Genomic DNA, 25,395 nt, shown 5'->3' with positions numbered 1-25,395 from the left:
TCAATCCACAGCCGATGCGCCTCTCCGGTCGTTGATCAGTTCGCCTGGCGGCGGAGGAAGGCGGGAATCTCGAGCTGGTCGTCTTCCATCATCCGCGGCGGCAGGGCGCGGCCCTGCGGGTCGAGGTTGCCCTGGGCGGGGCGGTATTGCGGCGCTTGGGGCGCCGGGGCCCGCACGGCCGGCTCGATGCGCGGCGCGGCGACCGGGGCCGGCGCGGCGGCGCGGGCCGGCTGCGCCGGGGCCGGCTCGGCCTCCTCGCGGCGGCCGCCGAAGCCGACGGTGGCGAGCCGGCGCAGCAGGGTCATGCGCTTGGAGTCCTGGCTCGGCTCCGGCTGGGGCTCCTCGCCGCGGCTCTTGAGAATCTGCGCCTGGGTGTGGGGCGGCAGGTCCGAGATCTGCGGCATGCGCGGCGCACGGGCAAGCTGCGGGGCCGGCGGCACGTAGGGGCCGCTGGCGACCGGCGCCGGCTCGTGGGGCTGGACCCGGGCCGGCGGCTCGTAGGCCGGGACGGCGGCGCGGGCCGGCGCCTGCGTCAACACCACGTCGTGGTGATGCATCGCCGGGGCGGGCTCGGCGCGCATCGGCTCGGGCGCGACCGGCTCGGACAGCATCGCCCGCGGCCCGGCATTCGGGGCGAGCAGCGGCTCGGGGGCCGACATGCGGGGCGCCGGCTGATGCGCCGCCTGCTGCTGCACCGGCTGGTGCGTGGAGGCCGGGCTCAGCGCGGCGGAGGCGCGGGCGCGGGCCTCGGAGCGCAGGCGCTCGGCGACCTCGGCGATCCGCTGCTCGGTCTGGGCGATCTCCGGGTTGTTCGGGGAATCGGCCGAGATCAGCGCCGGCTCGATGCCGGTGGCGACCACCGAGACGCGGATGATGCCGTCGAGGCTCTCGTCGAAGGTCGCGCCGAGGATGATGTTGGCGTCGGAATCGACCTCCTCGCGGATGCGGGTGGCGGCCTCGTCGAGCTCGTAGAGCGTGAGGTCGGAGCCGCCGGTGATCGAGATCAGCAGGCCGCGGGCGCCCTTCATCGACACGTCGTCGAGGAGCGGGTTGGCGATGGCCGCTTCCGCCGCGCGGTTGGCGCGGTTCTCGCCCGACGCCTCGCCGGTGCCCATCATCGCCTTGCCCATGCCGCGCATGATCGCGCGCACGTCGGCGAAGTCGAGGTTGATCAGACCTTCCTTGACCATCAGGTCGGTGATGCAGGCGACACCCGAGTAGAGCACCTGGTCGGCCATGGCGAAGGCGTCGGCGAAGGTGGTCTTCTCGTTGGCGACCCGGAACAGGTTCTGGTTCGGGATGACGATCAGGGTGTCGACCGCCGCCTGAAGCTCCTGGATGCCGGCCTCGGCCGTGCGCATCCGGCGCATGCCCTCGAACTGAAACGGCTTCGTCACAACGCCGACCGTCAGGATGCCCATGTCACGCGCCGCGCGGGCGATGACCGGGGCCGCGCCGGTGCCGGTGCCGCCGCCCATGCCGGCGGTGATGAAGGCCATGTGCGCGCCCGAGAGCTGGTCGCGGATCTCGTCGATGACTTCCTCGGCCGCCGCCGAGCCGACTTCCGGATGCGAGCCGGCGCCGAGCCCTTGCGTCACGCCGATGCCCATCTGGATCACCCGCTCGGCCTTCGAGGAGGTGAGCGCCTGGGCATCGGTGTTGGCCACGACGAACTCGCAGCCGAGCAGACCCGACTCGATCATGTTGTTGACGGCATTGCCGCCCGCGCCGCCGACGCCGAACACGGTGATGCGGGGCTTGAGTTCCCGGATGTCCGGAGCCTGAAGAGAGATGGCCATGTGGTCGAACCCTTCGTGACTTTCGATTGCCTGAACGACGTCTTGCGACGCCTGCCCTGTTTTGCTTGTCCCGCGCTGGCCTCGCGGCGGCGCGGGGTCGTCTTCAGAAACTTTCCCGGATCCAGCGACCGACCCGCGAGAAGTAGCCGTCCGTTCCCGTGCCGGCGAAGGCGCCCTGCCCCCGCGGCTCGAAATGCTCCGCATGCGCCACCTGCGGGTAGACCAGCAGGCCGACCGAGGCCGAGAAGGCGGGCCCCTTGGCGGCTTCCGGCAGGCCGCGGATGCCGAGCGGGCGCCCGATCCGGACCTGTCCCTGGAGGATGCGTCGGGCCGTCTCCGGCAGGCCGACGAGCTGGCTGGCGCCGCCCGTGAGGACCACCCGGCGTCCGGCCTGGGCGCCGAAACCGGCCCCACGCAGGCGGTCGCGCACGAGTTCGAGCACCTCCTCGACCCGCGGCTTGACGATGCGCACGAGCTGCGAGCGGGGCACGTGGCCGGGTGCCTCGCCCTCGTCCTCGCCGACGCCGTGCACGGCGATCATGTCCCGCTCGTCGGAGGCCGTGGCGATGGCCGAGCCGTAGAGCGTCTTCAGTCGCTCGGCGACGTTGACGCGGGTCGAGAGACCGCGGGCGATGTCCATGGTGACGTGGTGGCCGCCGACCGCGACCGCGTCGCAATGGACGAGGTGCCCGCCCATGAACACGCCGACGCTGGTGGTGCCGCCGCCCATGTCGACGACGGCGCAGCCGAGTTCGGCCTCGTCGTCCACCAGCGCCGAGAGGCCGGCGGCGTAGGGCGTGGCGATCACCGCGTCGACGCCGAGATGACAGTGCTCGACCGCCAGCATCAGATTGCGGGCGGCGGCGGCCTCCGCGGTGACGACGTGGAGATCGACGCCGAGGGCGCTGCCGATCATGCCCGACGGGTCGATCACCGCGCCCTGGCCGTCCAGCGCGTAGCCGGTCGGCAGGGCGTGAAGCACGGCCCGGCCGGGGCTGACGCCGTGGGCGCTCGCGGTTTCCAGCACGCGCTCGACATCGGCGCCGGTGACGGTGCCGGAGCGGACGTTCACCCGCGCCTCGAAATGCTGCGAGGCGATGCGCCCGCCGGAGATGTTGACGATGACCGACTGGACCTCGGCCTTGGCCATCCGCTCGGCGGCGTGGACCGCCTGCCGGATCGCGCCCTCGGCCGCCTCCAGATCGACGATGGCGCCGCCCTTGAGGCCGAGCGAGCGCTGGTGGCCGATGCCGATGATGCGGGCCAGGTGCGTGCGCCCGCGCAGGGTCGACATCGCCTCGGCCGGCTGCAGCTCGGCGATGAGGCAGACGACCTTGCTGGTGCCGATGTCGAGCACCGACATCGTCGCGCTCCGGCGGGCGGAGAGCGGCTTCAGGCGCGGCGTGAGGCCGTGGTGAGTCTGCATCGGACGCTACTCGACGGATACGCGAGAGGACACGGAGGAGAGATCGTTCGAGAGGGCGGCGCTCATGTCGCGGTCCCCTTCTTCGGCTTCTTGCGGCTCTCGGCCCGGGCGGCCGCGGCCTCCTCGGTCAGGCGCACCACGACGCGGTCGGCCATGCGCAGGTCGACCGCGATGATGTCCTTCTCCAGAATCCTGCTGTCCCGCTCCAGGCGGACGAGACGGGCCAGCGCCTCGGCGGGATCGGCTTCGGGCAGGCGGATGTCGACGCCGTCGAGCTTGAGCGTCCAGCGACGGCCGGAGACGTAGGTGCCGGCGCGGATGCGCGAGCCCAACGGCCCGGCGGCCTCGATCAGGTCGAGATATTCCTTGAGGCGCTCATTGGCGCCCGCACCCACGACGAGGGGCAGGTTGACGTAGCGCTCGTCGCGCAGGTCGTCGATCACCTTGCCGTCGGCGGCGATCACCTGGATCTCGCCGTTCTGCTGCCACAGGGCGGCGGGCTCCCGCTCGACCTGGTTGATGACGATCTCGTTCGGGTACAGCTTGCGCACGGAGGCGCTGGCGATCAGCTTCTCGGCGAGCAGGCGATCGCGCACCCCATCGACGTCGAGGAACGGCACCGAGGAGCGCCAGTCGATGCCGGCGGTGCTCAGCACCTCGCGCTCGTACATCCGCGACAGGCCGGTGATGGTCACCCGCTCGACGCCGAAACCGGCGATTCGGGCGAGGATGTCGAGCGGACGGCCGTTCTCGGCGACGAAGGCGTCAAAGCGCCCGCTCATGACGAAGCCGGTCAGCGCGACGGTGCCGGCGAGGCCCGCGACTAGCGCGGTGCCCGCGAGCCGCGGCACGCGCGCCTCGATCGGCACCGCCGGCCGCAGCCGGCGCGCCGACGAGAACCGCCTGAGGATTCTCGGGAGCCTCAGGCCCGCGAGGAATCCGCCGCTGCCGGGCGTGCCGGCGGCGTTCAGCGGTTGAGAGAAGCGTCCTCCACCATCCATCGGACGAGTTCACCGAAACTCAGGCCTGCATGGGCCGCGATCTCCGGCACAAGGCTCGTCTGGGTCATCCCTGGCTGCGTGTTGACCTCGAGGACGACGAGGGCGCCGGTTCCCCCCGGCGTGTCGTCGTAACGAAGGTCGGCACGGCTGACGCCACGACATCCCAGTGCTTGATGCGCCGTTAACGCCAACTCTTGGACACGCTGGTAAATATTTAGTTTAAGATCGGCGGGGAGGACGTGGATCGACCCCCCGCCGGCGTACTTCGCATCGAAGTCGTACCACTCCCCCGAGATGGGCTTGATCTCGGTCACGCCGAGTGCCCGGTCGCCCAGCACGGCGCAGGTCAGCTCGCGGCCGGCAACGTAAGTCTCCGCAAGGACTTCCTCGCCGTAGACCCATTCGTCGGAGGCCAGGATCTGGGGCGGGTGGGAGCGCCCGTCCCGCACGATGATGACCCCCATGGAGGAGCCCTCGGCGATCGGCTTCACGACATAGGGAGGGGTTAACGGGTGTGACTTCGCCGCATCATGACGGTTAACGACCCGGCCCTCCGGAACGCTGACTCCGGCCGCGCGCATGACCGTTTTGGCACGCTCCTTGTGCATGGCGAGCGCCGAGGCCAGCACGCCGGAATGGGTGTAGGGGATCTTCAGGATCTCCAGGAGGCCCTGGATCGTGCCATCCTCGCCGGCCGGGCCGTGCAGCGCGTTGAGCGCCGCATCGGGCTTCAGCTCGGTCAGCACCGATGCGATGTCGGGCCCGACATCGACGCGGGTGACGCGGTACCCCTCCCCTTCCAGCGCCGCGGCGCAGGCATTGCCGGAGCGGAGCGAGATCTCCCGCTCGGAGGACCAGCCGCCCATCAGGACGGCGACGTGCTTGGACATCGGCTATGGGCCTTTCAGGGCTGGCTCGGCGCCTCGGGCGCCCGATTGTGGGGTGGTAGCAGGCAATTCAGGCATCCTCGCCGAGGAGACGGCTGCCGCGCATCGCGATGCCGTCCTCGACGGTGATGCCGTGCCGCCGCAGCCCGGCGAAGAAGCGCGCGAAATCCGGGCGGCGGAAGGTGATGCGGCCGGGGCCGCCATCCGGCGAGACCGCGTCGAACAGCACGATCGAGGGTTCAGGCGACGCCTCCGTGTAGTCGAGGCAGAGCCAGAGGTCGGAGCCGTGGCTGCTGATCGGGATCATGCGGTCGATCCCGGGCAGGGCGGCGCGCCAGGATTCCTCCTCGTCACCGAGTTCTGGGCCGAAATCGATTCCGTCGGCGATCGCGCCGAGGGTCTCCAGCCGCTCCAGGGGGCTGAGGCCGAAGCCGGGCAGCACCGTGTGCCAGATCTCCTCGCCCTCTCGCACGGCCGCATCGCCCTCGAATTCCATGGGTGCATCGGGCCTGTCCGTGGCGAGGACAAAGTCCGTCGCTCCGCCGTTCCGCCGCCGATAGAGCGCCCTGAGCGTCTCCGGCAGCCTCACGCCGAGGCGGGCTTCCGCCGCGCCGATCGCCGCCTCGGCGTCCGTCGCCCAGTCCGCGGCTGGCGCATCCGCCTCGAAGAACGTGGCGTGGTTCGGGGCGTCAGAGTCGATGACGAGGCGGGGCTCGGATTGAGGGACGGTATCCCGCAAGGCAACGAATCGTTCGGTCAGGTGGGCATGCGCCGCCTCGCAGCGACGCCGCAGGGCCAGGTAGACTTCCTCCGACAGGTGGGCGCCGGGCTTTGCGCCGTCCCAGCCGCGATTGAGCCCGTCGCGCAGGCGCAGGATGTCGCCGCCTGTGCGGGCCTGATCGGCTCCGGCGGCGATCGCGTCGACGAGCCTGCCGAGCTCGGCTGCCAGGGCCGTGGGGTCGGTCGTAGCCATGAGCGATCCTTCCTCCGATCTCGGTGGGTGCGCTCCCTCAGGCGGGCGAGATCTCGACGCCGATCCGCTTGATCTCCCAGTGCAGCTCGATTCCCGAATGTTCGCGCACCCGGCGGCGCACTTCCTCGCCGAGCCCCTCGATGTCGGCGGCGGTGGCGCCGCCGCGGTTGATCAGGAAGTTGCAGTGCATCTCCGAGACCTGGGCTCCACCCCGGATCAGCCCGCGGCAGCCGGCGGCGTCGATGAGCTGCCAGGCCTTGCCGCCCTCGGGGTTCTTGAAGGTCGAGCCGCCGGTGCGCTCGCGGATCGGCTGCGCCGCTTCGCGGGCGGCGGTGACCCGCTCCATCTCCGCCTCGATGTCCTCCCGGTTTCCGGGACGGCCGCGGAAGGTCGCGCCCGTGAAGATCACGTCCTCGGGCGCCGAGGCGTGGCGGTAGCGAAAGCCCATCTCGGCATGGGTGAAGCTGCGGACCTCGCCCTTGCGGTCGATGCCGCGGGCTTGGATCAGCACGTCGGTGGTCTCGCCGCCGTGCGCCCCGGCATTCATCCGAAGCGCGCCGCCGACCGAACCGGGAATGCCGCGGAAGAAGGCGAGCCCGTCGAGGCTGGCCTCCGCCGCCGCCTTGGCGAGGCGCATGTCCGGCACGGCGGTGCCGGCGCGGAGGGTCTCGCCGTCGATCTCGACCGAGCCGAACGCCTTGCCGCCGAGCCGGATCGTCACGCCGGGAATGCCGCCGTCGCGCACGATCAGGTTCGAGCCGAGCCCGATCACGGTGACCGGCACGGACGGATCGAGGGCGGCGAGAAAGACGGACAGGTCCTCCTCGTCGGCCGGGCTGAACAGCACCTGCGCCGGCCCGCCGACGCGGAACCACGTGAGGTCGGCGAGCGACTGGTTTTCGAGCAGGCGACCGCGGAGGTTCGGCGCGGCGGCGCGGATTTTTTCAATCAGATCGGGAAAGGCGGTCATCCAGGGTCTCCCCCTCTCCCCGCACGCGGGGAGAGGGCTTCGGCGACCTCGTCGTCGCCGAAGCGAGGCGGCAGCCGATGGTGAGGGGGCGAATCCGGAGGAGGCTCGCGCGTCGAGGCCCCCTCACCTTCGCCCTGCGGGCTCGTCGCGCCGACGACCCAAGTCGGGCTTGCCCGATTTGGGCAACCTAGATCGGAACTCGGGTAAACCCGAGGTCCGAGGTCGTCGCGACCCTCGCCCCGCGTGCGGGGAGAGGGGGGAAGCGCGGCAAGGATCGTGTCTAATACGCCGATGACGTTGTTCGAAACCTCCGCGTTCCAGAATCGAAGAACGCGATAGCCTTGCTCGATTAGCCAGGCATCTCGAACCGCGTCGTAACCGCTCTCCGCATGCTGGCTGCCGTCGAGTTCGATGATCAGCCTCGCCTCGCGGCAGCAGAAATCCGCCACGTAGGGGCCGACGCTCTCCTGTCGCACAAACTTGAACCCGGCGAGACGACGGTCGCGCAAACGATACCAGAGGCGGCGCTCGGCCTCCGTCTGCTCATGCCGCAGCCGCTTTCGAAACTGCCTCCGCTCGTCGTCCGCGGAGCGCACGCCTCACCCCTTCAAAGCCGCCAGTTCCCCCGGAAGCGCGTAGGCCCACTGGGTGATCGTGCCGGCGCCGAGGCACACGACGTAATCGTTCGGCTCCGCGCGGCCGGATACCAGCCGGGCGAGATCCTCGGGCCGCTCCAGGGCGACGGCGTCGCGGTGGCCGCGGGCCTTGAGGCCGGCGATCAGCGAGTCGCGGTCGATACCCTCGATCGGCGCCTCACCCGCGGCGTAGACCGGCGCGACGATGACCGTGTCGGCATCGTTGAAGCAGGTGCAGAAATCCTCGAACAGCGACTGGAGCCGGGTGTAGCGGTGCGGCTGCACCACCGCGATCACCTTGCCGTCGGTCGAGGACCGGGCCGCGCGCAGCACCGCGGCGATCTCCACCGGGTGGTGGCCGTAATCGTCGAAGATCGCCGCGCCGTTCCACTCGCCGGTGCGGGTGAAGCGGCGCTTGACGCCGCCGAAGCCGGCCAGCGCCTTGCGGATCGCGTCCTCGGAGACGCCGAGTTCGTGGGCGACGGCCAGCGCGGCGGTGGCGTTGAGCGCGTTGTGGCGGCCGGGCATCGGCAGGACGAGATCCTGCATCTCCAGGCGAAAACCCGGGCGGCGGTCGCGGATCATCACCCGGAAGCGGCTCTGTCCACCCTTCAGGTCGATGTCCAGCAGGCGCACGTCGGCCTGCGGGTTCTCGCCGTAGGTGATGATGCGCCGATCCTCGATATGGCCGACCAGATCCTGGACGATCGGGTGGTCGATGCACATCACCGCGAAGCCGTAGAACGGGATGTTGTCGATGAAGCGCCGGAAGGCGTCCTTGATCGCGTCGAACGAGCCGAAATGGTCGAGATGCTCGGGGTCGATATTGGTGACGATGGCCACATCCGCCGGCAGTTTGAGGAAGGTGCCGTCGGATTCGTCGGCCTCCACCACCATCCAGTCGCCGGCGCCCATGCGGGCATTGGTGCCGTAGGCGTTGATGATGCCGCCGTTGATCACCGTCGGGTCGAGGTTGCCGGCATCGAGCAGCGTCGCGACGAGCGAGGTCGTCGTGGTCTTGCCGTGGGTGCCGGCCACCGCGACGCAGGACTTGAAGCGCATCAGCTCGGCGAGCATCTCGGCCCGGCGCACCACCGGCAGGCGGCGCTCGCGCGCCTCGATCAGCTCCGGATTGTCGCGGCGGATCGCGGTCGAGACGACGACGAGGGCCGCGTTCTCGACGTTCTCGGCGCGATGGCCGACGAAAGTGCGGATGCCGTTCTCGGACAGACGCCGGACATTGGCGTTGTCGTTCGCGTCCGAGCCCTGCACCGTGTAGCCGAGATTGGCCATCACCTCGGCGATGCCGGACATGCCGATGCCGCCGATGCCGATGAAGTGGATGGGGCCGAGCTTTTCGGGCAGCTTCATATCGAAAACCTTTTGAGTCCGGGGCTCTGACGAGTCTCGGCTGTCTCGTATCGAACCCCGACGATCCTGAATCGCCGAAGCCCACCCCGCGCCTGCGGGGCGGCGGTCGTCCGCCGGGCGCGGCAAGCCTTTCGGACTTGCCGCCTTTATGAAGTCGCGGTCGCGGTCTCGACGACGAGGGCGGCGAGGCGGTCGGCCGCGTCGAGGATGCGGGCGGTTTTGGCCGCAGCGGCGGCCTGGGTCAATTTCCGCGGCGCCTCGAACAGGTCCACCAGCTCGGCAGCGAGCCGATCGGGGGTGAAGGCGCTCTGCGGGATCGACAGAGCGGCGCCGATCTGCGCCAGGGTCGCGGCGTTGGCCGCCTGATCCTGATCCAGTGCGCCGGGCAGCGGAACGAGGATAGCGGGCCGGCCGATGGCGGCGAGTTCCGAGACCGTCGAGGCGCCGGAGCGCGCCACCACGAGGTGCGCGGCGGCCATGCGGCCGGGCAGATCCTTGAAGAAGGGCGCCGCCTCGATGCCGCCGAGCCCCATGGCGAGGTAGCGGTTCTGCGTGGCGGTGAGATCCTCGGGACGGGCCTGCTGCACGAGGTGGAGCCGGCCACGCAGGTCCTGCGGCAGCCGCTCGATCGCAGCCGGCACGACCTCGCTCATGACGCGAGCGCCCTGGCTGCCGCCGAAGACCAGGAGGCGCAGCGGTGCCTCCGCGTCGAGGGCCGGATAGGGCGTCTCGGCCACCGCCAGCACCGCGGGGCGGATCGGGTTGCCGGTATGGACGCGGCGCGCCGTCGCCTTCTCGGGGACGCCGCGAACCTCCTTGAAGCCGGTGGCGATGACCCGCGCGCCCTTGGCGAGGAAGCCGTTGGCCCGACCCATCACCGCATTCTGCTCGTGCAGGATGGTGGGCACCCGGAGCAATTGCGCAGCCAGCATCGGCGGCACGGTCGGGTAGCCGCCGAAGCCGACGACGGCGGCTGGATTCAGGCGACGCACCGCGCGGGCGGCCTGTCCGAACCCCCGCCCGAGCGTCACCACGGCGCCGGCCCGGCGCAGCATCGAGCGGCCCGACGGCGTAGCGGACGCGATGGTGACGATCTCCTCCGCCGGGAAGTCGCCGGCGATCGAGTCGACGCGGGCATCGGTGGCGAGCGCCACGCGGATGCCGCGCGCCTTCAGGGCGTAGGCGAGGCTCTGGGCCGGGAATAGGTGGCCGCCGGTGCCGCCGGCACAGACGAGAACGAGGGGCGTGAAAACGGTCATGACGGTTGTCCTCGATGCTGTCGCCTCGAGGACGGTCCGCCGCAGGGGCGGCGGCGCGCATTCGCGCCGGCCGGTGGCATCCGGCAGACGGATTCCATGATGATTGCCGCCGGGATCACTGCATCAGTCCCGGAACGGCCGAGGGCATGGTGCCCGGCGGACGCTGGTTGACCGTGGTGGTGCGCGGACGCTTGCGGGTGAGCGCCACGAGGAAGCCCATTCCCAGTGCCAGCGAGATCAGCGAGGAGCCGCCATAGGAGACGAATGGCAGGGTCATGCCCTTGGCCGGCATGAGCTGCGTGTTCACCGCCATGTTGATGCAGGCCTGGAGGCCGAAGAGCGTGGTCAGACCGGTGATGGCGAGCCTCGTGAAGGTATCGTCGGTGCGGCGCGCGAGCTTCAGCCCGCGGATGACGATGTAGGCGAAGAGCGCGACGAGGCCCAGGCAGACCAGCACGCCGAATTCCTCGCCGGTCACCGAGAAGATGAAGTCGGTATGCGCGTCGGGCAGGTGGCGCTTGGCCACGCCCTCGCCGGGGCCGGTGCCGAACCAGCCGCCGGAATTGAACGATTCCCTCGACCAGACCTCCTGGAAGCTGTCGCCCGATTCCGGGTCCATGAAGCGATTGATGCGCTCGCGGACGTGGTGAAGGAAGGTGTAGGCGGTGAACACGCCGATCATGCCGGCAAAGCCGAGGCCCGCCACCCAGAACCAGTGCAGGCCGGCGACGAAGAACAGGGTGCACCACACCATCGTGATCAGCATGGTCTGGCCGAAATCGGGCTGGAGGATCAGCGGCACGATGGTGAGCGGCAGGAGCAGGAAGGCGAGGGTGACGCCGGGCATGTCGCGTCGGTTGGCGCCTTCCGAGAAGGCCCAGGCGGTGACGACGACGAAGGCGGGCTTCACGAATTCCGACGGCTGGAGGCCGAAGGATCCGAACTGGATCCAGCGGTGCGCGCCCTTGATCTCGGGGCCGAACTTGCCGGCGAGGATGCAGAGCACCACGCCGAGCATCCACGTCACCAGCGCGAAGCGCCGGATATGGCGCACCGAGAGGAACGAGACGGCGATGATGAGCAGGATCGTCGGGGCGAGGTACATCGCCTGACGGTTCAGAAAGTAGAAGGTCGGCAGGCCGATGCGCTCGGCCACCGGCGGACCGCCGCCCATCAGGAAGACGAGGCCGGCCACCATCAGGCAGCCGAGGCCCGCGAGGAGGCCGCGATCGACCGTCCACCACCAATCCGCGAGGGGACTGCGTTCGGCGCGCGACATCATGGCGAGGGCTCGTCTCCAGCCGGCCGGTCCCGCGACAGGACGCGGGCGGTCCGCCGTGATCGTGGAACGTAAGGGTTAATGGGGGGTTGCCGCGACGGATCAGAACTGCGTCGAGTCGCTCCGACCGCCCGTCAGCCATGCACGGCAAAGGATGGCTGCGGCTTTGCGTGCCTCGTGCACCCATGATACTGGCCCCTGCCAACCCGATCCCGCTGGCCGGACGTTTCCGGCCCGGCGCAACACCCGTCTCCGGAGTTGGTTTCCATGGCCCGTATCAGCGCTGACACGATCATCGAGGGCCTCACCTTCGACGACGTGCTGCTGCGCCCCGCCGCCTCCTCGGTGATGCCCACCGAGGTCGACGTCGCGACCCGTCTCACCCGCACGATCCGGCTCAACCTGCCGATCATCGCGTCGGCGATGGACACCGTCACCGAGGCGCCGATGGCGATCGCCATGGCGCAGAATGGCGGTCTCGGCGTGATCCACCGCAACCTCGAGCCGGCCGAGCAGGCCGAGCAGGTCCGCCTCGTCAAGAAGTACGAATCGGGCATGGTGCTCAACCCGATCACCATCCACCCCGACGAGACGCTGGCCGACGCCTTCGAGGTGATGAAGAAGAATCGGATCTCCGGCATCCCGGTGGTCGAGCGCGGTCCCAACGGCTCCCGCGGCAAGCTCGTCGGCATCCTGACGAACCGCGACGTGCGCTTCGCCACCAATATCGGCCAGCCGGTGGCCGAGCTGATGACCCGCGACCGGCTCATTACCGTGCGCGAGGGCGTGACGCAGGACGAGGCCAAGCGGCTGCTGCATCAGTTCCGCATCGAGAAGCTGCTCGTCGTCGACGACCATTACCGCTGCATCGGCCTGATCACGGTCAAGGACATCGAGAAGCAGGTCGCCTACCCGAGCGCCGTGAAGGACGAGCAGGGCCGGCTGCGGGTCGCGGCCGCGACGACCACGGGTGATTCCGGTTTCGAGCGGGCCGAGCGTCTGATCGATGCCGGCTGCGACGTGATCGTGGTCGACACCGCCCACGGTCATTCCCGCAAGGTGCTCGACAGCGTCGCGCGGGTGAAGCAGCTCTCCAACGCCGTGCAGATCATCGCCGGCAACGTCGCCACGGCGGAAGGCGCCCGCGCCCTGATCGACGCCGGCGCCGATGCGATCAAGGTCGGCATTGGCCCGGGCTCGATCTGCACGACCCGCATCGTCGCGGGTGTCGGCGTCCCGCAGCTCACGGCGCTGATGGAGGCGGTCGAGGCGGCGCAAGGCGCCGACGTGCCGGTGATCGCCGACGGCGGCATCAAGTTCTCGGGCGATCTCGCCAAGGCGATCGCCGCGGGCGCCTCCGTGGCGATGCTCGGCTCGCTTCTGGCGGGCACCGACGAAGCGCCGGGCGAGGTCTTTCTGTATCAAGGCCGCTCGTACAAGAGCTACCGCGGCATGGGCTCGGTCGGCGCCATGGCCCGCGGCTCCGCCGACCGCTACTTCCAGGCCGAGGTCAGCGACACCCACAAACTCGTCCCGGAGGGCATTGAGGGGCAGGTGCCCTACAAGGGCCCGGTCGCGGCGGTGCTGCACCAGCTCGCCGGTGGCCTGCGGGCGGCGATGGGCTATGTCGGCGCGGCGACCGTGCCGGAGTTCCAGGAGCGGGCGCAGTTCGTGCGCATCACCAATGCGGGCCTGCGCGAGAGCCACGTCCACGACGTGACGATCACCCGCGAGAGCCCGAACTACCCGAGCCGGGCCTGAGGCGGCCGCGAGGCTCCTCCCTGGGGAGCCTCGCGGGATCGGCGTCAGAGCCAGATCATACTGCCCAGCAGGATCAGGCATTCCAGAAGGATCAGCACGCAGAGCGTGGCGTTAACGGCGCGCTCACGCACCGTGGCCAAGACCGTTGAGGGGTACCGCATCGTCGGCCTCCGCGAGGCGACAAGCGTAGACGAATATTGATTTCCAGAACTTAGTGATTATCAATTTTATCCTAGAAAAATCTCGCTCGCATTTGAAAAAATCTCCGCGCCCTGGGGGGCTGCGGAGAACAAGTATCGGGAGGAACGCGTCTGGTGAAGATCTGTCACAGTCGCTCTATGACATGTCGATGATCTCGCCCAACGCCAAGGAAGCTTTCCACCGATGAGCGCTGGCGCTCAATGATTTGAATCAAGCCGCGCGGCGGCCGTCACGCCGATTTCGCGCCTCTCAAGCTGACGGATCCGGCCTCCGCTCGAGCGCAGCGCCGGCTTGCCGCTACGGTCCCCATTCGGATCGAGTGGATACCGCAACGGTCGGCATGTTCCCGATCGGCTACGGCTTCGTCACCGGCGCGCCGGGTGCGGCCTCCGCTTGACGGTCGATCGCGCTCGCGAACTCGTCCGGGCTAAGTGTGATGAACCTGCGCAGCGCTTCTTGAAATTCCGCCTCCTTGTCGGCGGTCGGGCAGGTGAAGCCGCGGGACCTCGTGACCTGCGCCCGCATCGCCGCCTCGTAGGGCGCCATCTCAGGGCGGAGCGCGGCCATCTTCGCTTCGACCGCTTCACGCTGCGCATCGGTCGCACCCGCACCGCACGTCCTCAACACGCCCTGCAGAGCCAGCCCCACCGTGTAGGCCGCCATGCGCGCCCGCGGCGGAAGCGGGGGCTCCGCCGCCACGCTCGGCTCGCTCGACGGCCCTGCTGCGCAGAGCCGCAGGGCGGCGACGGCCGCCGCGAGATCGGGGACAGCGAGCGGCATGTCGCCGTCGGCGAAGCGAAGAGCCAGCGCCCGCGCGCCGAGCAGGTCCGGCACGATCGTCTCCGGCAGCGCCGTGCGTAGGATCTGTCCGTCACCGGTCCAGATCAGCGTTGTCGCGGCCGGTCTTCCGTCGAGGAGCAACGGCACGGAAAATCGCGCGCCCGCCGGAAAATCCCAGTTCCGGTCGGCGACCGCCAGGGTGAGGCCGCCCCGGTCGAGGGAGACGATCACCAAGCCGGCGATCTCACCCTGTGCGTCCTTCTCGGTTCGGGTCATCCGGCAGGCGGGCGCAGCCGCCGCGCCCGTGCGGCGCTCGACCGTCCAACCGCCGACGGTCTCGAACGGCGCACGGTCTGCGGCCGCGAGGGGGCCGCCGAGGAGCGTCGCCAGCATCGCTGCCGTGACGGGTGAGAGGCGCACGCGACATCTCCGCGGGGGGGCAGCCGGTCCGTGCTGCCCGCGGAATGCGGGATGGCCAGCCGGCTGACGAAGCCTAGCCGCAGCGGGCCGGCGCAACCAGCCACGAAGACAGCATCCCTCACAGGGTTCTGCGAGGTAGCGAGGAGAGAAGAATTCCCCTTGCCCCGCGGATCGGACGTCCCGCGGGGTGGTCCTGGCCGAGAGTTCGGGCGCGCGAAGCCTTGCGTCCGATCCGGGATTGCTTCGGGCCGGTGGAACGAGGCTTCGCCAAGGCGCCGCGCGGACGCGCCGATCCGATGTCCGCTTCGAACCAGCGGGTGCCGGATCGGAACGCGTCAGAGCTGCGATCCGGTCGCCCCTTCCGGCGCCTTTCGCGGCCCGGAATTCTTTTCCAGGGCGGTGACGAGGTCTTCCGGGCTCAGCTCGATGAACTTGCGCAGGACGTCCTGGAATCCCGCCTGGTCGTCCGCCACCGGGCAGGACTCACCGTTGCGCTTCAGTTCGTTGCGCAATTGCGCGTCGAGCGGCGCCATCTCGGGCTGAAGCGCGGCCATTTTCGTATCCACGGCAGCGCGCTGCTTGCCGGTCGAGGGCACGTCGCATTCCCTCAGCACGCGCTGCACCGACAGGCCGATCACGTAGGCGGCGATGCGCTGCTGAGACGGCGCGGAGGGCTGGGTCGGCGTGGCCTGGAGCGCGGGGCTGCCGGGCGGGGTCGGCCGCGGTCCGGCGACGGCGGCCGGCGTGGCATCGCAGCGCCTCAGGGATTCATAGCCGGCCGCGAAATCCGGGATCTTGAAATCCGCATCGCTGTCCTCGAAGCGCAGAATCACCGTTTTGGCTGCGAGCAGGTCCGGCACGACGCTGTCGGGCAATTGGGTGCGCAGGGTCTTCCCGTCGCCGATCCAGGTCGTCTTCACCTTGATCGGCTTCTTGTCGAGGAAGAGCGGAACCTTGATCGACTCCTCCTTCTCGAAATCCCAGCCCTGATAGACCAGCACGAGTGCGACGGAGGAGCCCTGCAGGGCGAAGACCACCGCATTGGCGGCGTTGTTGTCGTCCTTGTCCTCGTAGGCATGCGTCATCAGACAGGGATTGGCGCTGGTATCGCCGACCGTCCGCTCGACTTCCCAACCCTTCACGACTTCGAAGGGCTGGCGTTCGACCGCCGACGCAGCCTGTGAGCCGAACAAGGGAAGACAGCCCGCGGCCAGAACGGCCAGGATCGATCGGGTGCGCATGGACGAAATCCGCTGAAAGCCAGCAATCGCCGGTGCGGAATGCAGGGGCCGTCTGGTGAGACAAGCTTAACCGCAGCGCGATCGCGACTCCAGTTCTGTTCAGTGCGCCCGTCGGTCCATCGCGAAAGCTGATGACCGGATCGCTAAGCCGGCGGGGTGCGGGGCGCCGGGCTTCGCTGTATGTGGGAGGCCAGCGAAAGGGGAAGGACGATGCGGATTCTCGTGGTCGGGGCCGGCGCGACCGGCGGCTATTTCGGGGCGCGGCTCGCGGAAGTCGGGCGGGACGTGACCTTCCTCGTGCGCCCGGCGCGTGCCGAGCGGCTGGCGACGAACGGCCTGCGGGTGCTCAGCCCGGTGGGCGATCTGCACATCGCGAGCCCGCAGACGGTGACGGCCGACCGGCTCGCCGGCGCCGGTCCGTTCGACCTCGTTCTCCTCTCCGCCAAGGCCTACGACCTCGATGCGGCGGTGGCGGATGTCGCGCCCGCCGTCGGAGCCGGCACGGCGGTGCTGCCGATCCTCAACGGCCTGCGCCATCTCGATGTGCTGGACCGGGCCTTCGGCGCCGACAAGGTGCTGGGAGGCAGCTGCGCCATCGTCGCGACGCTGACCGGGGACGGCGCGATCCGGCAGATGACCGACCTGCACAGCCTGACCTACGGTGAGCGCGACGGCACGCGCTCCGAGCGGATCGGGCGCATCGAGGCGCAGATGGAGGGCGTGCGGTTCCAGCCGCGCGCCAGCGACAGGATTCTTCTGGAGATGTGGGAGAAGTGGGTCTTCCTCGCGACGCTGGCCGGATCGACGACCCTGATGCGGGCGGCACTCGGCGACATCGTCGCGGCGCCCGGCGGCCGGGCCTTCATCGAGGCGCTGCACGACGAATGCCAGGCGGTGGCCGGCGCCAACGGCAACGCCGCCCGTGAGAAGGTCTTCGCCGGGGCCCGCAAGATGCTGACGGCGGAGGGCTCGGCGATGACCGCCTCGATGCTGCGCGACATCGAAGGGGGTGCCCGCATCGAAGCCGATCACATCATCGGCGACCTGATCGAGCGCGGGCGAGCCCGGGGCGTGGAGACGCCGGCACTCGAACGCGTGCTGACGCACCTCAAGGCCTACGAGCACCGGCGTGCCCGCGAGGCGGCCTGAGCCGCCCCGCTGACCCGCCGTCTCAGTAGCGGCCGGAACGCAGCGGCGGCGGGTTGCCGTATTCGAGCTGCGTCTTGGCGTCGGGGCGGGGCGCCGGCGGCGGCACCGGATCGAGGGCGGGCGCCGCCGGGGCGGTGGAACAGGCGGCGAGCGTGAGTGCAAGCAGGCCGGCGCAGACGACCGGGTTCAGAATCGGCTTCAGGGACGGCATCCGAGGGTCCTTTCCTCACATGTCCTTGACGGACGGGGCCATCGTGCCGTTCTGGACGGCCAAAGAGCCGGAAGCTCGGCCGTAACGTGTCGGGCCGCAGGTCCAAGCGTGGCCGCACGGTGGCAAGTTTAACGAAACGTTTCCGGAGCCGATCCTGACCCCCTCCGCCCGACTCTCCGCCGCCATCGAGATCCTGGACGACATCGCCGGGCGCCGCCGCCCCGCCGCCGACGCCCTCAAGGATTGGGGCCTCGCCCACCGCTTCGCCGGCTCCGGCGACCGCGCCGCGATCGCGAGCCTCGTCTATGATGGGTTGCGCCGCCGGGCCTCCGCCACCTGGATCATGGGCGGGGAGACCGGCCGCGCCATCCTCATCGGCATGCTGCGCCTGCAGCGCGGGCTGGCCGAGCCGAGCATCGCCTCGCTGTTCGACGGCGCGCGCTTCGCCCCCCCTCCCCTGACCGAGGACGAGCGGAAGCGGCTGGCGGAGGGAAGCCTCGCCGAGGCCCCGCCCGAGGTCGCCGGCGATGCGCCGGCCTTCGTGCTGCCGTCGTTGACGGACCTGTTCGGTGACGCGCTGCTGCCCGAATTGCGGGCGCTCGGGCGGCGGGCGCCGCTCGACATCCGCGCCAACAGCCTGAAGCTGAGTCGCGACGCCGCGCTCGAGGCGCTCGCGGATCTCTCGCCCGAGGCGACGCCGCTCTCGCCGCTCGGGCTGCGCATCCCCCTAGGCGAAGATGGACGCGGGCCCGCGCTGCACGTCGATCCCCTCTTTCTGGAGGGCGGGTTCGAGATCCAGGACGAGGGTTCCCAGATCGCCAGCCTGCTCGCGGCGGCGAAGCCGGGCGAGACGATCGTCGATCTCTGCGCTGGCGGAGGCGGCAAGTCGCTGGCGCTCGCCGCGATCACCGGCAATGCCGCGCGGCTCATCGCCACCGATGCCGATCCGCGCCGGCTCGCCCCGATCCACGAGCGCCTGCGCCGCTCAGGCGCGCAGGTCGAGGTGCGCACCCCGCGCACCGGCAAGGCGCGCGCCGACGTTCTGGCCGATCTCGACGGCACGGTCGATCGAGTGCTGGTCGATGCGCCCTGCACGGGCACGGGCACATGGCGCCGAAACCCCGACGCCAAGTGGCGGCTGCGGCCGGGCAGTCTCGCCGGCCGGATCGCCGAACAGGCCGAGGTGCTCGACCGCGCGGCCCGTCTCCTGCGGCCCGGCGGACACCTCGTCTACGTCACCTGCTCCCTCCTGCCCGAGGAGAACGACGCCGCCGTGGAGGGCCTGCTCCGCCGTGGAGGCGGCGCGATCGAGGCGGTCGCGACCGATCTCGCCTCCGTCCCCGGCCTCGATGCCAAGGTCCGCCGGACGGTGCGCGGCATCCAGATGAGCCCGGCGCTGACCGGGACCGACGGCTTCTATGTCGCGACGATGACACGCAAAAGCTGATCCGGAGCCGGATCGGTCGCGCGCCTTCGCCGTTGTCCCGGGGAGCCGCGTGCGGGACACGCGGGGGCTGCCGTCACGGACGAGATTCCTGCGCGGTGCCGCGGCGGGAGTTTCGATGACGGCGAGGCCGCAACCATGACGCTTCACCGGCGCGCCCTCCTCGCGGGGACGGCGACGGTTCTCGCCGGGGCCGGCGCGCGGGCGCAGCAGCCCGACGCGCGCCCGGCCCTCCGGCTTCCGTTGCGTCCGCAGACCGGCGACGTCGTCCAGCCTCTGCCGAAATCCGCGCCCGGCTCGGACCTCGAAGTCATCGACCTTTGGCCGGACCTGCCGCCCGGCGGCGGCGGGCCGTACCGCTCGGAATACCGGTTCGACGAAACCCTGACCGGCGTCATCACCGCGGTGGCGCGCCCCTGCCTTCTCGTCATACGACCCGAGCGCCCGAACGGGGCCGGCGTTCTGATCGCGGCGGGCGGCGGCTATCTGCGCATCGACATCGGCAACGAGGGGCTGCCGGTCGGGCAATGGCTGGCGCGCGCCGGGATCACCGCCTTCGTGCTGGTCTACCGGCTTCCGAGCGAGGAATGGCGCGACGGCCCGGACGCGCCGCGCCAGGATGCGCAGCGCGCCATGCGCCTCATTCGCTGGAAGGCGGAAGAGTACGGCCTCGACCCAGACCGGGTCGGCGTGCTCGGCTTCTCCGCCGGCGGCCATCTGATGGGCGTGACCGCGACCGACGCCGAGCAGGATCTCTACGACGACCTCGACGACGCGGACGGTCTCAGCGCCCGCCCCTCCTTCGCCGGATTGATCTATCCGATCATCACCATGCGGGCGCCGTTCGACCGGACCATGTCGAGCCGTCGGGTGCTCGTCGGCGACGATCCGCCCGACGCGCGGCGGCGGGCGTACTCGGTGGAGGTTCAGGTCAACGCGCGCACGCCGCCGGTCTTCATGGTCCAGGCCTCCGACGACCGGATCGCCGTCACCGACCATCCCCTACTGATGTACGCGGCCCTTCGGGCGGCGCAGGTGCCGGCGGAGATGCACCTGTTCGAGCGCGGCGGCCACGGCTTCGGGCTCGGCGTGCCGGGAAGCCCGGCGGCGGCATGGCCCGCCCTGTTCATGGCCTGGATGCGGGGCCACGGCCTGTTGAAGTCATAAAAAACGGCCCCCGTCTCCGGGGGCCGCTCGCATTCTCCGATCGGGTGGCCCGGATCAGAAGCAGCGGCGCTCGCGGGTGATCACCACCCGGCCGAACCGGCCGCGGCGCTTGGTGACGACGGTCTTGCAGCGCGGGCCGCGGATGACGCGGCGGCTGTATTGGGCCTGCTGGAAGAGGCCGTCCGTGAGCGGAGCGGCACCGGAAAGAGGAAGGGCCTGGGCCGGCGCGGCAGCGCCGAAACCTGCGATCGTGACGGCGATTCCGAAGAGGGCAGCTCTCATGGTCGGATGGCTCCTGTCCGTTTCGAGGGGTGTGCCGTGTCGCCCCGAAATCGTGAACGTGAGATTAACGGCCGCGACCTGAGGGCCGCCGCATGTGCCCCCCGACACCGCGCGCGTTGCGCCGTCCCGAGGCCTCGTCTAACCGGTATCGCAGAAGGCCCGAGGCAGCATGACCATCGACACGTCCCACCACGACAAGATCCTGATCGTCGATTTCGGCTCCCAGGTGACGCAGCTCATCGCCCGCCGTGTGCGTGAGGAGGGCGTCTATTGCGAGATCGTGCCGTTCACGAAAGCCGATGCCGCCTTCGACGAGCATCGGCCCAAGGGCGTGATCCTGTCGGGTGGACCGGAATCGGTGACGACGGATCTCTCGCCGCGCGCCCCGCAGAAGATCTTCGAAGCCGGCGTGCCGGTCTTCGGCATCTGCTACGGCCAGCAGACCATGGCCGCCCAGCTCGGCGGCGAGGTCGAGGGCGGTCATCATGCCGAGTTCGGCCGGGCCGAGGTCGAGATCCTGTCCGACTCGCCGCTGTTCAAGGGCGTCTGGCATGTCGGCGAGAAGTATCCGGTCTGGATGAGCCACGGTGACCGCGTCACCAAGCTGCCGGACGGGTTCACCACCATCGCGCTCTCGCGAAACGCTCCTTTCGCCGCCGTAGCCGACGAGGCTCGCCACTACTATGCGGTGCAGTTCCACCCGGAGGTCCACCACACGCCCCACGGCGCCCTGCTGATCCGCAACTTCGTGCGCGACATCGCCGGCTGCTCCGGCGACTGGACCATGGGCACCTACCGCGAGGAGGCGATCGCCAAGATCCGCGAGCAGGTCGGCAAGGAAAAGGTCATCTGCGGCCTGTCTGGCGGCGTCGATTCCTCGGTCGCGGCGGTGCTGATCCACGAGGCGATCGGCGATCAGCTCACCTGCGTCTTCGTCGATCACGGCCTGATGCGCCTCGGCGAGGGCGAGGAGGTGGTCCGCCTGTTCCGCGACCACTACAACATCCCCCTCGTCCACGTTGAGGCGCAGGACCTGTTCATCGGCGCGCTCGAAGGCGTCGACGACCCGGAGGTCAAGCGCAAGACGATCGGCCGCCTGTTCATCGACGTGTTCGAGGCCGAGGCCAAGAAGATCGGCGGCGCCGCCTTCCTCGCCCAGGGCACGCTCTATCCGGACGTGATCGAGAGCGTCTCGTTCTCCGGCGGCCCATCGGTGACGATCAAGAGCCACCACAATGTCGGCGGCCTGCCCGAGCGCATGAACATGCGCCTCGTCGAGCCCCTGCGCGAGCTGTTCAAGGACGAGGTGCGGCTGCTGGGCCGTGAGCTCGGCCTGCCCGAGGCCTTCGTCGGCCGCCACCCCTTCCCCGGTCCCGGCCTCGCCATCCGCTGCCCCGGCATGATCACCCGCGAGAAGCTGGAGGCCCTTCGCAAGGCCGATGCGATCTATCTCGACGAGATCCGGCAGGCCGGCCTGTACGACACGATCTGGCAGGCCTTCGCGGTGATCCTGCCGGTCAAGACCGTCGGCGTGATGGGCGACGGGCGCACCTACGACCATGTCTGTGCGCTCCGCGCCGTCACCTCGGTCGACGGCATGACCGCCGACTTCTACCCGTTCGACATGGCCTTCCTCGGCCGCGTCGCCACGCGGATCATCAACGAGGTGAAGGGCATCAACCGGGTGACCTACGACATCACCTCGAAGCCGCCCGGCACGATCGAGTGGGAGTGAGGCGCATCCGGGCAGGATTGCGGGCCGGGTGATGGCGCCGGCCGGCGCAGCCGCGGTCGCGGCGCTCCTGCGCGAGGCCCTGACCGATCCCGACACGGCCTGGAGCCTCGGCAGCTTCGGCGCGCTGGCCGAGTTCATGCGCGCGCCGGGGGAGGCGGTGCGCCCCCTGCCCGACGCGCGCCTGGGGTTCGCCACCGCACGCGGTGCGATTGCCCTGACACCAACCGCCGATCTCAGGCCCGTCGCCTACGAGACCGGCTTTTCCGGCGGCTACAATCACGCCGTGGCGCTCTGCTTGCCGGCCTCCGCCTGCGCCATGGGCGGACGGACGACCGTGACCGAACTCGGCCCCGACCGGGAGGCGGCCCGCGCGGAGGATCGCGCGGCGATCCTGTTCGATCTCGGGCTCGGATTGCGCGCCGCCGACGCCTGCTTGCGCGCGCATGACCCGGAGGTCATCGCCTGCCTGCGCGCGGGCGCCGGAAAGCCCCTCTTCGCGGCGGACAACCCGATCGGTCCCCGGCTCGTGGCGATGTGCCCGCACCGTGTGTTCCGTGCGCGGATCGGGCGGATCGAGGTCTACGCGCCGATCCCCGGCCCGGGCGAGATGAGCCCGGAAGGACCGTGCACCCGCGTTCTGCCGCAGCTCCTGCGGGCCGGGCGTACCCATGCGGCGACGGCTCCGATCCCCGACGGCTTCGTGCCCTGCGGTGGGCTTCACCCGCCCCACCCCTACAAGGACGCCACGGGTCGCCGGATCGCGTTCGATCCGGCCCGTCACGCGTCCTTCCAGGCCCTGCTTGAACGCTGGGGCGACCCGGAACTGCTGGCCGTCAAACGGGGAATGGCGCCTTCCCGGCCCGTCTCGCCCAGGCACGCCCGATCGGCCCTGCGGGTCGCGGCGCTTCAGGCGCAACTGCTTGGAAGCCGGGCGGAGTACTCCACCGGCCTCGATCCATTGCCCGCGGCGGATGCGTGACATCGCTGGCAGGTGCGAAGCCTGCCCCTGCCTCTCTCAGAACGACAGCCTCATTCCCGCCACGAAGGTCCGCGGTGCGCCCGCGAAGATCGAGCCCGTGGTGCCGGCCAGCACGGCACGGCCGTTCTGCGCACCCGTCGCGGCATTGATCGTGTTGGCCAGCGGGTTGGCCGAGCCGACATAGGCCGCATCGAGGACGTTGCGCAGCTCGCCGTAGAGATCGATGCGCCGCGCATATCCGTTCGCCAGCGCGGCCGAATAGTGGATGTTGAGGTTGAGAATCGCGAAGCCCGGCGCCTTCAGGAGATTGGCGTTGTCGACGAAGTAGCCATCCTGCGCCACCATTTCGGCGAAGCCGCCGAGCCCGGCGAGCGTCCCGGCCGGCACGTCGTAGCCGACCCGCGCGAGGATCTGATGGGCAGGCACGCCGGGGATGCGGTGGCCCGTCCGGTCGAAGCGCGCGGTGAGGCTGCCGGCGCTGATCTGCTCGACGTAGTCGGTGTAGACCTGATCATCGTAGGTATAGGCCAGCACGCCCCGCCATCCCGGAGCGAAGGTCCATTCCGCCCCGACCTCGATGCCGCGATGCTCGGAGGCCGGCGCGTTGAAGGTGTAGTTCAGCAGGCCCGCGCCCGGTGACTGCGTGACGAACTCGTTGTGGAAGAACTCGTAGAAGCCTGTGACGCTGAGCCGCAGACCCTCGAAGGGGATGGCGTCGATGCCGAGATCGAATCCGAGATTTTCCTGCGTCTTCAGGTCGGCGTTGTTGCCCGGAAGTCCGGTCGCGTTCACGAACAGGCTCGAGAAGGAGGGCGTGGCGTAGCCCGTGGCCACGCGTCCGCGTAGCGCCCAATCCGGGTCCGGCCGGTAGACCAGGGCGAGTTCCGGCGCGACGTTGAGGAAGCGGCGGTCGGCCGTGGCCAGGGTCGATGTCGTGCCGAGGGCGTTCGTCGCGAAGGTGCGATTGCGCCCGGTGATGCTCGAGTCCTCGGCGCTCAGTCCGGCGACCGCCGTCCATTGCGGCGCGAGTTCGACTTCGAGTCGGGCCCGTCCCCCGAGATTCGATTGCACCGCGTCCTGAAGTCCGATGAGCGCGCCGAGGCGGGCTCCCCCATAGGGCGCCCGGTTGAAGGCCGAGGCGGTGATGTCCACCGCACTGTAGGCGAGCGCGACGTAGCCGACGGACGGCAGGCCGAACAGCTCGCCGCGCCGGGTCAGATCGGTCTGCACGAAGTACGAGGGCAGGCTGCCCCGGCCGGCGGTGGTGTAGAACGGTTGATTGTAGTTGCGCTCGTCGAAGCCGACCTGCAGCCGCCACGTGGTCTGGGCGTCGATGTCGTGCTCCCAGCGCCCGGCGATGATCGTGCGTCGGTCGTTGCGGCGGAACGCGCCCTCCGTCGCCGTCACCGGCACGCGCGGGCCGAAGGCGCCGTTCGCAAACAGGCCGAAGGTGGTGCAGCCGGGGGCTGCCGTCGCCGCCGCGCCGCAGCCGCGCTGGTAGGGATTGATGCCGAACTGGTCGAGCGAGGCGCGGGCCGGGACGTTGGCCGTGACCTCGTTGTTGATGACCTTGAGGGTGAAGCGGTTGTCGGGGGTCGGCGTGTGGCTCGCCAGCAGGTTGACCGTCTGCGTGTCGTAGGAGCTGTTGTTCTGGTAGCCGTTGGCCCGCACGTCGCTGGCGAACAGGCTGATCTCGAACGGGCCGCTCACGCCGCCGACGGTGAAGAAGTGGCTGAGATAGCCGAAGCTGCCGGCATCGACGCCGATCTCGTAGCCGTCGATCTCCCGTCCGGTACGGGTGCGGAAGGCCAGCGCCCCGCCGGTGGCGTAGTTGCCGAACAAGGCCGATTGCGGCCCGCGGAACACGTCGATGCGCGCATAGGCGCGAGGATCGACCAGATCGAAGCGGGAGGCGCCGTCGGGCTGGGTGACGGGGAAGCCGTCCTCCAGCACCACCATGTTGCGGGTCACGCCGGTGGCGCGGGCGTTGTTGCCGCGGATCGAGATCACCACGTCGCGGCCGCCATTGCCCTGGCGCAGCGTGACGCCGGGACTGTCGAGCAGCACCGTGCCGATGGAGGTGGCGGGGCGGTTGGCGATGGTTCCCTCGCGGCCCACCGCGGTGACGACCTGACCGACCGGACGCTCGATGACGAGGGGGGCCGCGCCCGGCGGGCCGGCAACGCCGAGGCCGGCGGTGCCGGGACCCTCCGCCACCTGCCCCTTCGGTGCGCCCTCGCCGGTGACGGCGAGTTCTTCGAGGGTCACGGAATCGGCTGCGCGCTGCGCCGCGGCGGGGCCGGCCACGATGAGGGGCGTTGCGGCGAGGAGCCGAGCTGCACGGCGCGCGGCAGCGAGGCCGGCGGTGCCCGACGAGAACGATGGCATGGAATCGACGTCCGTCTCCGAGGGATCGAGGGGATCG

Annotated in this window: 21 protein-coding genes; 6 read left to right on the top strand and 15 right to left on the bottom strand. The window is 70.1% G+C overall.

The window, feature by feature from the left end:
• Nucleotides 1–35: 35 nt before the first annotated feature.
• From ftsZ to MPPM_RS15980, 10 genes are all read right to left on the bottom strand, one after another.
• Entirely contained in the window at nucleotides 36–1,799 is a 1,764-nt protein-coding gene (gene ftsZ / locus MPPM_RS16025) for a cell division protein FtsZ (RefSeq protein ID WP_096485897.1), read from the bottom strand.
• 103 nt (nucleotides 1,800–1,902) lie between these two features.
• Nucleotides 1,903–3,225 carry a cell division protein FtsA gene (gene ftsA / locus MPPM_RS16020; RefSeq protein WP_096485896.1) on the bottom strand — a complete coding sequence of 441 codons (1,323 nt, stop codon included), beginning with the start codon at nucleotides 3,223–3,225 and terminating at the stop codon, nucleotides 1,903–1,905.
• A gap of 62 nt (nucleotides 3,226–3,287) precedes the next feature.
• On the bottom strand, nucleotides 3,288–4,226 hold the full coding sequence (locus tag MPPM_RS16015; protein WP_096485895.1) for a cell division protein FtsQ/DivIB: 939 nt from the start codon (nucleotides 4,224–4,226) through the stop codon (nucleotides 3,288–3,290).
• The gene (locus MPPM_RS16010; protein ID WP_096485894.1) at nucleotides 4,193–5,116 is read right to left on the bottom strand and encodes a D-alanine--D-alanine ligase; all 924 of its coding nucleotides are present in this window, start codon (nucleotides 5,114–5,116) and stop codon (nucleotides 4,193–4,195) included. Before MPPM_RS16010 ends, MPPM_RS16015 begins: the two co-directional genes overlap by 34 nt.
• A 67-nt stretch (nucleotides 5,117–5,183) precedes the next feature.
• The gene (locus MPPM_RS16005; RefSeq protein WP_096485893.1) at nucleotides 5,184–6,086 is read right to left on the bottom strand and encodes an SMI1/KNR4 family protein; all 903 of its coding nucleotides are present in this window, start codon (nucleotides 6,084–6,086) and stop codon (nucleotides 5,184–5,186) included.
• A 37-nt stretch (nucleotides 6,087–6,123) separates the two neighbouring features.
• Nucleotides 6,124–7,056, bottom strand: a complete 933-nt coding sequence (gene murB / locus MPPM_RS16000; RefSeq protein WP_096485892.1) for a UDP-N-acetylmuramate dehydrogenase — start codon at nucleotides 7,054–7,056, stop codon at nucleotides 6,124–6,126.
• The gene (locus MPPM_RS15995) at nucleotides 7,053–7,652 is read right to left on the bottom strand and encodes an endonuclease domain-containing protein (RefSeq protein ID WP_096485891.1); all 600 of its coding nucleotides are present in this window, start codon (nucleotides 7,650–7,652) and stop codon (nucleotides 7,053–7,055) included. Before MPPM_RS15995 ends, murB begins: the two co-directional genes overlap by 4 nt.
• Before the next feature lie 3 nt (nucleotides 7,653–7,655).
• Nucleotides 7,656–9,062, bottom strand: coding sequence for a UDP-N-acetylmuramate--L-alanine ligase (gene murC, locus MPPM_RS15990; RefSeq protein WP_017486195.1), 1,407 nt, complete (start codon nucleotides 9,060–9,062; stop codon nucleotides 7,656–7,658).
• Between the two features lie 146 nt (nucleotides 9,063–9,208).
• Entirely contained in the window at nucleotides 9,209–10,321 is a 1,113-nt protein-coding gene (gene murG / locus MPPM_RS15985) for an undecaprenyldiphospho-muramoylpentapeptide beta-N-acetylglucosaminyltransferase (RefSeq protein ID WP_096485890.1), read from the bottom strand.
• 115 nt (nucleotides 10,322–10,436) lie between these two features.
• Nucleotides 10,437–11,603: an FtsW/RodA/SpoVE family cell cycle protein gene (locus MPPM_RS15980; protein ID WP_096485889.1), complete on the bottom strand. Its 1,167-nt coding sequence runs from the start codon at nucleotides 11,601–11,603 to the stop codon at nucleotides 10,437–10,439.
• Between the two features lie 264 nt (nucleotides 11,604–11,867).
• Between MPPM_RS15980 and guaB the strand changes: the two genes are divergently transcribed.
• Entirely contained in the window at nucleotides 11,868–13,361 is a 1,494-nt protein-coding gene (guaB, locus tag MPPM_RS15975) for an IMP dehydrogenase (protein ID WP_017486192.1), read from the top strand.
• A 555-nt stretch (nucleotides 13,362–13,916) separates the two neighbouring features.
• On the opposite strand, the gene MPPM_RS15970 is transcribed toward guaB, so the two are convergent.
• The gene (locus MPPM_RS15970) at nucleotides 13,917–14,762 is read right to left on the bottom strand and encodes a hypothetical protein (protein WP_096485888.1); all 846 of its coding nucleotides are present in this window, start codon (nucleotides 14,760–14,762) and stop codon (nucleotides 13,917–13,919) included.
• Between the two features lie 335 nt (nucleotides 14,763–15,097).
• On the bottom strand, nucleotides 15,098–16,003 hold the full coding sequence (locus MPPM_RS15965) for a hypothetical protein (protein ID WP_096485887.1): 906 nt from the start codon (nucleotides 16,001–16,003) through the stop codon (nucleotides 15,098–15,100).
• Between the two features lie 210 nt (nucleotides 16,004–16,213).
• On the opposite strand from MPPM_RS15965, the gene panE reads away from it, so the two are divergent.
• Nucleotides 16,214–17,152, top strand: a complete 939-nt coding sequence (gene panE / locus MPPM_RS15960; protein ID WP_096485886.1) for a 2-dehydropantoate 2-reductase — start codon at nucleotides 16,214–16,216, stop codon at nucleotides 17,150–17,152.
• A 22-nt stretch (nucleotides 17,153–17,174) separates the two neighbouring features.
• Here panE and MPPM_RS15955 read toward each other — a convergent pair whose 3' ends face one another.
• A complete protein-coding gene (locus MPPM_RS15955; protein ID WP_096485885.1) occupies nucleotides 17,175–17,363 on the bottom strand; it encodes a hypothetical protein in 189 nt (62 codons plus the stop codon).
• Nucleotides 17,364–17,517: 154 nt separating this feature from the next.
• Between MPPM_RS15955 and MPPM_RS15950 the strand changes: the two genes are divergently transcribed.
• The gene (locus MPPM_RS15950; protein WP_096485884.1) at nucleotides 17,518–18,810 is read left to right on the top strand and encodes an RsmB/NOP family class I SAM-dependent RNA methyltransferase; all 1,293 of its coding nucleotides are present in this window, start codon (nucleotides 17,518–17,520) and stop codon (nucleotides 18,808–18,810) included.
• 135 nt (nucleotides 18,811–18,945) lie between these two features.
• Nucleotides 18,946–19,974, top strand: a complete 1,029-nt coding sequence (locus MPPM_RS15945) for an alpha/beta hydrolase (protein WP_096485883.1) — start codon at nucleotides 18,946–18,948, stop codon at nucleotides 19,972–19,974.
• Nucleotides 19,975–20,028: 54 nt separating this feature from the next.
• On the opposite strand, the gene MPPM_RS15940 is transcribed toward MPPM_RS15945, so the two are convergent.
• Nucleotides 20,029–20,256: a hypothetical protein gene (locus tag MPPM_RS15940; protein ID WP_096485882.1), complete on the bottom strand. Its 228-nt coding sequence runs from the start codon at nucleotides 20,254–20,256 to the stop codon at nucleotides 20,029–20,031.
• Between the two features lie 169 nt (nucleotides 20,257–20,425).
• Here MPPM_RS15940 and guaA point away from each other — a divergent pair, with 169 nt between their 5' ends.
• Complete coding sequence (gene guaA / locus MPPM_RS15935) at nucleotides 20,426–21,991, top strand: glutamine-hydrolyzing GMP synthase (protein WP_096485881.1); 1,566 nt, start codon at nucleotides 20,426–20,428, stop codon at nucleotides 21,989–21,991.
• A gap of 31 nt (nucleotides 21,992–22,022) precedes the next feature.
• A complete protein-coding gene (locus tag MPPM_RS15930) occupies nucleotides 22,023–22,970 on the top strand; it encodes a DUF6925 family protein (RefSeq protein WP_096485880.1) in 948 nt (315 codons plus the stop codon).
• 36 nt (nucleotides 22,971–23,006) lie between these two features.
• On the opposite strand, the gene MPPM_RS15925 is transcribed toward MPPM_RS15930, so the two are convergent.
• Nucleotides 23,007–25,358 carry a TonB-dependent receptor family protein gene (locus tag MPPM_RS15925; RefSeq protein WP_096485879.1) on the bottom strand — a complete coding sequence of 784 codons (2,352 nt, stop codon included), beginning with the start codon at nucleotides 25,356–25,358 and terminating at the stop codon, nucleotides 23,007–23,009.
• Nucleotides 25,359–25,395: the final 37 nt, after the last annotated feature.

It is taken from the genome of Methylorubrum populi (genome assembly GCF_002355515.1).
GTDB lineage: Bacteria > Pseudomonadota > Alphaproteobacteria > Rhizobiales > Beijerinckiaceae > Methylobacterium > Methylobacterium populi_A.
This window is presented reverse-complemented; position numbering and strand designations above follow the sequence as displayed.